Consider the following 8,070-nt stretch of genomic DNA (forward strand, 5'->3'; position numbering starts at 1 on the left):
GTCTGGCAGAGGGTTTCACCATTCGGGGTACGGCCCGCCCTCAACTACGCCACATGGCCAGCCACGGATCGGCCGATCAGCGCGTACGGGGCCAGCTCGGCCGCGAGGCCCTCGGCCACCCGGACATGCAGGACCGTACCGTCGCTGGTGTGCTCCGTCGAGAGGACCTCACCGGTGGAGTGCACGCGCGCCACCAGGTCGCCCCGGTCGTACGGTACGCAGGCGTGCACCTCGACGGCCGGCCACGGCAGCCGGTCCTCGACGGCGGTCTGGACGTCGGCCAGGCCGGCGCCGCTCCGCGCGGACACGAAGATGGCCTCCGGCCACTCCCGCTTGAGCCGCAGCAACGTCTCCTCGTCGGCCGCGTCGATCTTGTTGACCACGAGCAGCTCGGCCACCTTGTCGGCGCCGACGTCCGCCAGCACCTCGCGGACGGCCCGGACCTGCCCCTCCGGGTCGGGGTGGCTCGCGTCGACCACGTGCAGGACCAGGTCGGCCTCGGCCACCTCCTCCAGGGTGGAGCGGAAGGCCTCGACGAGCTGGTGCGGCAGGTGCCGGACGAACCCGACGGTGTCGGACAGCGTGTAGATCCGGCCGTCGGCCGCCCGGCTCCGACGCGTCGTGGTGTCCAGCGTGGCGAACAGGGCGTTCTCCACCAGCAGCCCGGCGCCGATCAGCCGGTTGATCAGGCTGGACTTGCCGGCGTTGGTGTAGCCGGCGATCGCGACGCTCGGTACCCGCCGCTCGCGGCGCCCGGCCCGCTTCGTCTCACGCACCGTGGCCATGCCCGCGATCTCACGCTTGAGCCGGGAGATGCGGGTACGGATGCGCCGGCGGTCGGTCTCCAGCTTGGTCTCACCGGGACCACGCAGACCCACGCCGCCGTTACCGCTGGCCGAACCACCGGCCTGCCGGCTCATCGCCTCACCCCAACCCCGCAGGCGGGGCAGCAGGTACTGCAGCTGGGCCAGCTCGACCTGGGCCTTGCCCTCCTTGCTCTTGGCATGCTGGGCGAAGATGTCCAGGATCAGGGCGGTCCGGTCGATGACCTTGACCTTGACCTTCTCCTCAAGATTGCGCAGCTGGGACGGCGAGAGCTCACCGTCGCAGATCACCGTGTCGGCGCCGGTGGCGACGACGACGTCGCGCAGGTCGGCGACCTTGCCCCGGCCGATGTAGGTGGCGGGGTCGGGCCGGTTACGGCGCTGGACCAGCCCGTCGAGCACCTCCGAACCGGCCGTCTCGGCCAGGGCCGCGAGCTCGGTGAGGCTGTTGTCGGCGTCCGCGGACGTACCGTCGGTCCAGACGCCCACCAGGACGACCCGCTCCAGCCGCAGCTGCCGGTACTCAACCTCGGTGATGTCGGACAGCTCGGTCGACAGACCGGCGACCCGGCGTAGCGCGTGGCGCTCCTCGAGCTCGAGCTCACCGGTTGTCGCGTCGTCGAACTCCGCGTCCTTGAACTTCTCGATCGACTCAAGGTCCAGATCGAGGTCGTACATAGATTTCACGTTTGGTTCTCGCATCGCTTCCGATCGTGTCATGTCGTTTCGGCCGTCGCACCCGCAATTACCGGGCCACCGCGGCGCCTACAGCCCCTGTACCCCATGAAACGAATATGAATACGGGTGGGGTGGAGGTTGCGACCTGGCCGGATGGCCTCAAAATAGAACGCCGTGACCGTTCGTCGTCTTCCCAGTGCCGGGTTCTCCATCACCATCCGGGTCGCCGTGACCGCGGACGCCTCCGCGATCGGCCGACTGACCACAACCGTCGGCGAAGCGGGCGCCGTCGTCACCGCCCTCGACGTGGTCGACTCCGACCACACCCACGTCATCGCCGACCTCACCTGCGACACCGCTGACGCCGTCCACGCCGACCAGGTCGTGGGCTCGCTGGAGGCGATGGACGGGGTCGAGGTCCGCAAGGTCTCCGACCGCACGTTCCTGCTGCACCTCGGTGGCAAGATCGAGGTGCATCCCAAGGTCGCCCTGCGTACCCGCGACGAGCTGTCGCGGGCGTACACGCCGGGCGTCGCCCGGGTCTGCCTGGCGATCGCCGAGAACCCCGAGGACGCCCGCCGCCTGACGATCAAGCGCAACACGGTGGCGGTGGTCACGGACGGCACGGCCGTCCTCGGGCTCGGCGACATCGGCCCGGCCGCCGCGCTGCCCGTCATGGAGGGCAAGGCGGCCCTGTTCAAACGGTTCGCCGGAGTCGACGCCTGGCCGGTCGTGCTGGACACCAAGGACACCGACGAGATCGTCAACATCGTGAAGGCGATCGCGCCCGCGTACGGCGGGATCAACCTGGAGGACATCGCCGCCCCGCGCTGCTTCGAAATCGAGGCGCGGCTGCGGGAGATGCTCGACATCCCGGTCTTCCACGACGACCAGCACGGCACCGCGATCTGCGTGCTCGCCGCGCTCACCAACGCGCTGCGGGTGGTCGGCAAGCGACTGGCCGACGTACGCGTGGTGGTCTCGGGCTCCGGCGCGGCGGGTACCGCGATCATGAAGCTGCTGCTCCGGCAGGGCGTCGGGGACCTGATCGCGACCGACCGGCCGGGAGCCCTGCACCGGGGCATGTCCGGGCTGAGCGAGTCGTGGCAGTGGCTGGTGGAGAACACCAACCGCGACAACTACGCCGGCGACCTGCGCGGCGCGATCCGGGGCGCCGACGTCTTCATCGGGGTGAGCGCGCCCAACCTGCTCACCGGCGACGACATCGCCACGATGGCGCCGGACTCGATCGTGTTCGCCCTGGCCAACCCCGACCCCGAGGTGGACCCGCGGGCGGCGCGCGAGCACGCGGCGATCGTGGCCACCGGCCGCTCCGACCAGCCCAACCAGATCAACAACGTACTGGCCTTCCCCGGCGTGTTCCGCGGGATGCTCGACGCGCAGGCGCGGGCGTACACCGACGACATGGGGCTCGCGGCGGCACGGGCCATCGCGGACACCGTCGGCGCGGACAAGCTCAACGCCAGCGTGATCGTGCCCAGCGTGTTCGACGCGCGGGTGGCGCCGGCGGTCGCCGCGGCGGTCCGCGCGGTGGCCAAGGGCGAGGAGCCGTTCACCGGCGACGGCTACCGGTCCGAGACGCCCGCCGACGGCCTGCGCGCCACCATCGACCACGCACCGGTCGTACCGGACCCGTCCGTCTCGTGACCTGAGCGGCTCGTCAAGATCCTCGCAGATGCGCCGAGACTGCTGCCATCCCTCGTGGATGGCAGCAGTCTCGGCCATACTGCGCCCGTTCCGGGCCGCGGAACAGCTAGGCGGCGGCCTCGCGGCTGTCCACGTCCGGCAACCGCACGTCGAGGGCGCCCGGGTCGACGGTGCCGGTCGCCACGATCACCGCCGGGCCCATCAGCCAGCACGCCTCCTCGTCGAGGACGATCGTGAGGCGCCCACCGGGCACGTCCACCGCGACCCGGCCGGTGGAAAGGCCCGCGTCCGCGAGGGCCACGGCGGCCACCGCGCAGGCGCCCGAGCCGCACGACAGCGTCTCCCCCGAGCCCCGCTCGTACACGCGCATGCGGACGTGCAGGTCGACCCCGGGCAGCGGGACGGCCGGCGCGGAGAACTCCACGTTGACGCCGGCCGGGAAGTCCGCGTCACTGAACTCCGGCGAGGTCGACAGGTCGAGAGCGGCCAGCGCCGGGATGTCGGCCACCCGGCAGACCAGGTGCGGGTTGCCGACGTCGACGGACTCACCGACGTAGCGGCGCGCCTCCACCCGGGCCACGCTCTGCCCGTACAGGCGGGGCTTCGACAGGCCCGTGGCGATCTCGTCGGGGCCGACCACCGTCCGCACGACGCCGGCCCGGGTCGCCACCGTCATCTCGCCGCCGGCGGCGAGACCGGCCTCCACCAGGTACCGCGTGTACACCCGTACGCCGTTGCCGCACATCTCGGCGTGCGTGCCGTCGGCGTTCCAGTAGTCCATGAACCACTCGGCCTCACCGGCGTACCGGGCCGCGTCGGGGTGCGCCTCGGCCCGGACCACCCGCAGCACGCCGTCGGCGCCGATGCCGCGACGCCGGTCACACAGCGCGGCGACCAGCCTCGGCGTGAGCGGCAGCCGCCCCTGGGGGTCCGGAAGAATGACGAAGTCGTTGCCGGTCCCGTGTCCCTTGGCGTAGTCCAACGCCGCGTCGTCGAGTAGCACGCCCGTCATCATGACACCGCGACGAATGCCGACGCCGCCTCGCGGGTCTTCCGCGCGAAATCCGGGTCGGCCGCGTCGAACCACCGGATGCGAGGGTCACGACGGAACCAGGACCGCTGGCGGCGTACGAAGCGGCGGGTGGCCCGTACCGTCTCGTCCCGGGCCGCCTCCTCCGGGCACGTACCGTCGAAAAAGCGCAGCACCTGGTGGTAGCCGAGGGCCCGGCCGGCGGTCAGCCCTTCGCGCAAGCCACGGGCCTCCAGCGCACGTACCTCGTCGACCAGGCCGGCGGCCCACATGTGGTCGACACGCACCGCGATCCGCTCGTCGAGCGGCTCCGAGGCCAGGTCCACGCCGAGCTGGCAGGAGTCGTAGTACGGTCGGGGCTGCTCCGGCAGCGCGGCGGTGAACCGCCCGCCGGTCAGCGAGATCACCTCCAGGGCGCGGACGATGCGCCGGCCGTTGGTCGGCAGGATCCGCTCGGCGGCGACCGGGTCGGCGACGGCGAGCCGGGCGTACAGCGGCGCCGGGCCGGAGGCGGCCAGCTCCGCCTCCAGCTCCGCGCGCAGCACCGGGTCGGTGCCGGGAAACTCGAACTCCTCCAGGACCGCCCGCACGTACAGCCCCGAGCCGCCGACCAGCAGCGGTACCCGGCCACGGGCCAGTACGTCGTCGATCGCCGCACGGGCCAGCTCCTGGTACACCGCGACGCTGGCCGGCTCGGTCACGTCCCAGATGTCCAGAACGTGGTGCGGTACGCCCTCCCGCTCGGCCGGCGTCAGCTTCGCGGTACCGATGTCCATGCCCCGGTACAGCTGCATGGAGTCCGCGTTGACGACCTCTCCGTCGAGGGCGTGCGCGAGCGCGAGGCTCAGGGCCGACTTGCCGGCGGCGGTCGGCCCGACGACCGCGATCACCGGCCCGCGCCGTGGCGTCACCGTCGTCCTCCCCCGACGCCGCCACCGGTTCTCCCACCACACAGGACGGGCGAATCGCGGTACCGTGACGACAACTCCCGTACCCGGGAAGCGATACCCACCGCCACCCGCCACTGTCGAGCCGGTCCGGCACCCCGCTTGGCGATTTCGGCGATACCGGGGGCGTAACCGGGGATTGGGAGCGGCGGCTCTGGGCAGACGGCGGCGACGAGGGGCACGCTGAAAACGGTATCGGGTGTCTTCACCTGATCCGTACCGGACCGGGCGGGAGCGAAGCGACACCAACCCGACAGCAAAAGTCACGGTTCGGCTGCGGCCGCTCGACGCGGACGGGGTCGGACCTGTGACAATGAGGCCCTGAACGAATGAACACGGCTGCGCGACGGCGGCGACATCGAGGGTTAGCCGAACCCACGGGCGCCGGGAAGACGAGGATGGGCACATGAGTGAGCGGTTCGAGCAGATCGGGAGGCTCGGTGTGTTCGAGCCTCATGCCGAGGCCGAGCTGAGCGAGGTGGCGGCATGAGCGACCCGACGGCCTTCGGTCGAGTCGACGCCGACGGCACGGTCTACCTCAAGACGGCGGCGGGCGAGCGCGTCGTCGGATCGTGGCAGGCCGGCACCCCCGAGGAGGGGCTCGCCCACTTCGCGCGGCGCTTCGCCGACCTGGCCACCGAGGTGGACCTCATCGAGGCCCGCCTGGGAAGTGGCACCGCCGACGCCACCCACTCGCTGAGCAGCATCCGCCGCCTGCGGTCCGGCCTGGACACCGCGCACGTCGTCGGTGACGTCGACGGCCTGGCGGCCCGCCTGGACAAGCTCGCCACGATCGCCGAGGAGAAGGCCGGCGCGGCGCGCGCGGCCCGCGACGCGGCCCGCGCCGAGGCGGTGGCCCGCAAGACCGCCCTGGTCGAGGAGGCCGAGAAGATCGGGGCCGAGGCGACCGGCTGGAAGACCGCCGGCGACCGGCTCAAGGAGATCCTCGACGAGTGGAAGACCATCCACGGCGTCGACAAGAAGACCGACGGCGAGCTGTGGAAGCGGTACGCGGCCGCCCGGGACGGGTTCACCCGCCGCCGCGGCGCGCACTTCGCCATCCTCGACGCGACCCGCAAGCAGGCCCAGACCCGCAAGGAAGAGCTGGTCGCCGAGGCCGAGGCGCTGTCGGACTCCACGGAGTGGAACGCCACCGCCGCGCGCCTCAAGGAGCTGATGGGCGAGTGGAAGACGGCGCCGCGCGCGTCGAAGGAGGCCGAGCAGCGGCTCTGGGAGAAGTTCCGGGCCGCCCAGGACGCCTTCTTCAGCCGCCGCAGCGAGGTCTTCTCCGCCCGTGACGCCGAGCAGCGCGGCCACCTGGAGCGTAAGCAGGAACTACTGGCGCAGGCCGAGGCGCTCGACGTCGACGCCGACCCGAGGGCCGCGCAGAACAAGCTGCGCGAGATCCAGGGCCAGTGGCACGACATCGGGCGGGTCCCCCGCGACGCGGCTACCGGCCTGGACCGGCGGCTACGGGTGGTCGAGGACCGGGTCAAGCACGCCATGGACGCCGCGTGGCGGCGCACCCCGCCGGAGGCGAGCCCGCTGCTGGCGCAGATGCGCGAGCAGGTGGCCGAAGCCGAGCAGCGGCTGGCCAAGGCGCAGGCGGCCGGCGACGCGCGGCGAATCAAGGAGGCACAGCAGGCGCTGGAGTCCAAGCGGAACTTCCTCGCGCTCGCGGAGCACAGCAGCTGACCGATACACGCTACGGTCGGAAACTGTGACAACCGCCGAACGCGTCGTTCCGTTCTCCACAGTCTTCAACTTCCGTGATCTCGGCGGCTACCGCGCTGGCGACGGCCGGGCGGTTCGCCTGCGGCGGTTGTACCGCTCGGACGCGCTGCACCGGCTGACGGAGGATGACTTCGAGGGGTTCGCCGCGCTCGGCGTCCGTACCGTGCTCGACCTCCGGCGCCCGGACGAGCTGGACGCGGACGGCCGGGTGGCGGAGTCGTTGGGGCTGGACTACCACCACGTCAACTTCCACGCCGACCCGTGGCCGGAGCACTCGCTCGGCCCGGACGACATGCCGCGCTACCTGGCGGACCGGTACGCGGAGATGGCCGAGGGCGGGCTGACCGGCCGGAACGGCGTCGGGGCGGCGCTGCGACTGATCGCCGCCTCCGCCTCGACGCCGCTGGTGTTCCACTGCGCGGCCGGCAAGGACCGTACCGGGGTGCTGGCCGCGCTGACCCTGAGCCTGCTCGGCGTCGGCGACGACGACATCGCGGACGACTACGCGCTCAGCCAGGAGTCCGAGCGGCGCTTCCGGGAGTGGCGGCGCGGCCGGGGCGTCGACGGCCGGGGCGTCGACGGGCGGGGCGTCGACGGCCGGGGCGTCGACGGGCGGGGCGTTGACGGCCGGGGCGTCGACGGCCGGCCCGAGGAGGAGGGGCACGCGCCGGCCTGGGTGCTCAACCCGTGCCCGCGGGAGGCGATGCACCTCTTCCTGGCCGAGCTGCGCGAACGGTACTGCTCGGTGGAGGCCTACGTACGGCGGGCCGGGGTCACCTCCGCCGAGGTGGAGACGCTGCGCGGGCACCTGCTCGACGAGTCGTGAGGCTCGGCGCCCGGTCGGGGCGCCGAACCCCACCGAGATCAGTCGCAGCCGCAGGCGGCAGGCGCGGTGCTCGCGGGCGCCGGTACGCCCACCGTCGGCAGCCCGAGTGAGACCCCGGGCGTACGCACGGCGTGGCCGGCCGCCCAGACGTCACCGGCCCGGGTGCGCCGGTGCGAGACCAGCGGACCGTCGGCGTTGAGGTGGTGCGGCGCGGCGTACGTGATCGTGGTGTGCACGATGTCGCCGGGCCGGATGCTGTCATTGCCGTGGCCGGGCCCGTCGTTCGCCGCCGGCGCGGCGCCGGGCCCGTCGTTCGCCGCTGGCGCGGCGCCGGGCCCGTCGTTCGCCGCTGGCGCGGCGAAG

6 protein-coding genes and 1 pseudogene are annotated in these 8,070 nt (G+C 72.4%); 3 read left to right on the top strand and 4 right to left on the bottom strand.

Annotated elements, in window-relative coordinates; translation table 11 throughout:
- Positions 1-44: 44 nt before the first annotated feature.
- Positions 45-1,502 carry a GTPase HflX gene (gene hflX / locus Pme01_RS00680; RefSeq protein ID WP_239087932.1) on the bottom strand — a complete coding sequence of 486 codons (1,458 nt, stop codon included), beginning with the start codon at positions 1,500-1,502 and terminating at the stop codon, positions 45-47.
- Between the two features lie 174 nt (positions 1,503-1,676).
- Between hflX and Pme01_RS00685 the strand changes: the two genes are divergently transcribed.
- Positions 1,677-3,170, top strand: coding sequence for an NAD-dependent malic enzyme (locus Pme01_RS00685; RefSeq protein ID WP_168113165.1), 1,494 nt, complete (start codon positions 1,677-1,679; stop codon positions 3,168-3,170).
- A 106-nt stretch (positions 3,171-3,276) separates the two neighbouring features.
- Here Pme01_RS00685 and dapF read toward each other — a convergent pair whose 3' ends face one another.
- Together dapF and miaA are read right to left on the bottom strand one after the other, a co-directional pair.
- Positions 3,277-4,152: a diaminopimelate epimerase gene (gene dapF, locus Pme01_RS00690; RefSeq protein WP_168113447.1), complete on the bottom strand. Its 876-nt coding sequence runs from the start codon at positions 4,150-4,152 to the stop codon at positions 3,277-3,279.
- A 29-nt stretch (positions 4,153-4,181) separates the two neighbouring features.
- On the bottom strand, positions 4,182-5,111 hold the full coding sequence (gene miaA, locus Pme01_RS00695; RefSeq protein WP_239087933.1) for a tRNA (adenosine(37)-N6)-dimethylallyltransferase MiaA: 930 nt from the start codon (positions 5,109-5,111) through the stop codon (positions 4,182-4,184).
- A gap of 522 nt (positions 5,112-5,633) precedes the next feature.
- On the opposite strand from miaA, the gene Pme01_RS00700 reads away from it, so the two are divergent.
- Positions 5,634-6,842, top strand: a complete 1,209-nt coding sequence (locus tag Pme01_RS00700) for a DUF349 domain-containing protein (protein WP_168113163.1) — start codon at positions 5,634-5,636, stop codon at positions 6,840-6,842.
- Between the two features lie 25 nt (positions 6,843-6,867).
- Positions 6,868-7,707, top strand: a complete 840-nt coding sequence (locus tag Pme01_RS00705; RefSeq protein ID WP_168113162.1) for a tyrosine-protein phosphatase — start codon at positions 6,868-6,870, stop codon at positions 7,705-7,707.
- A 38-nt stretch (positions 7,708-7,745) separates the two neighbouring features.
- Here Pme01_RS00705 and Pme01_RS00710 read toward each other — a convergent pair.
- A pseudogene (locus tag Pme01_RS00710) lies at positions 7,746-8,070 on the bottom strand (hypothetical protein); the annotation flags it as partial.

Origin of the sequence: Planosporangium mesophilum (assembly GCF_016863255.1) — a bacterium.
GTDB lineage: Bacteria > Actinomycetota > Actinomycetes > Mycobacteriales > Micromonosporaceae > Planosporangium > Planosporangium mesophilum.

Bases quoted from the DNA above. Each gene is read 5' to 3' on its own strand.
- Pme01_RS00700 (WP_168113163.1), top strand. From the start codon at position 5,634: ATGAGCGACCCGACGGCCTTCGGTCGAGTCGACGCCGACGGCACGGTC.
- hflX (WP_239087932.1), bottom strand. From the start codon at position 1,502: ATGTACGACCTCGATCTGGACCTTGAGTCGATCGAGAAGTTCAAGGAC.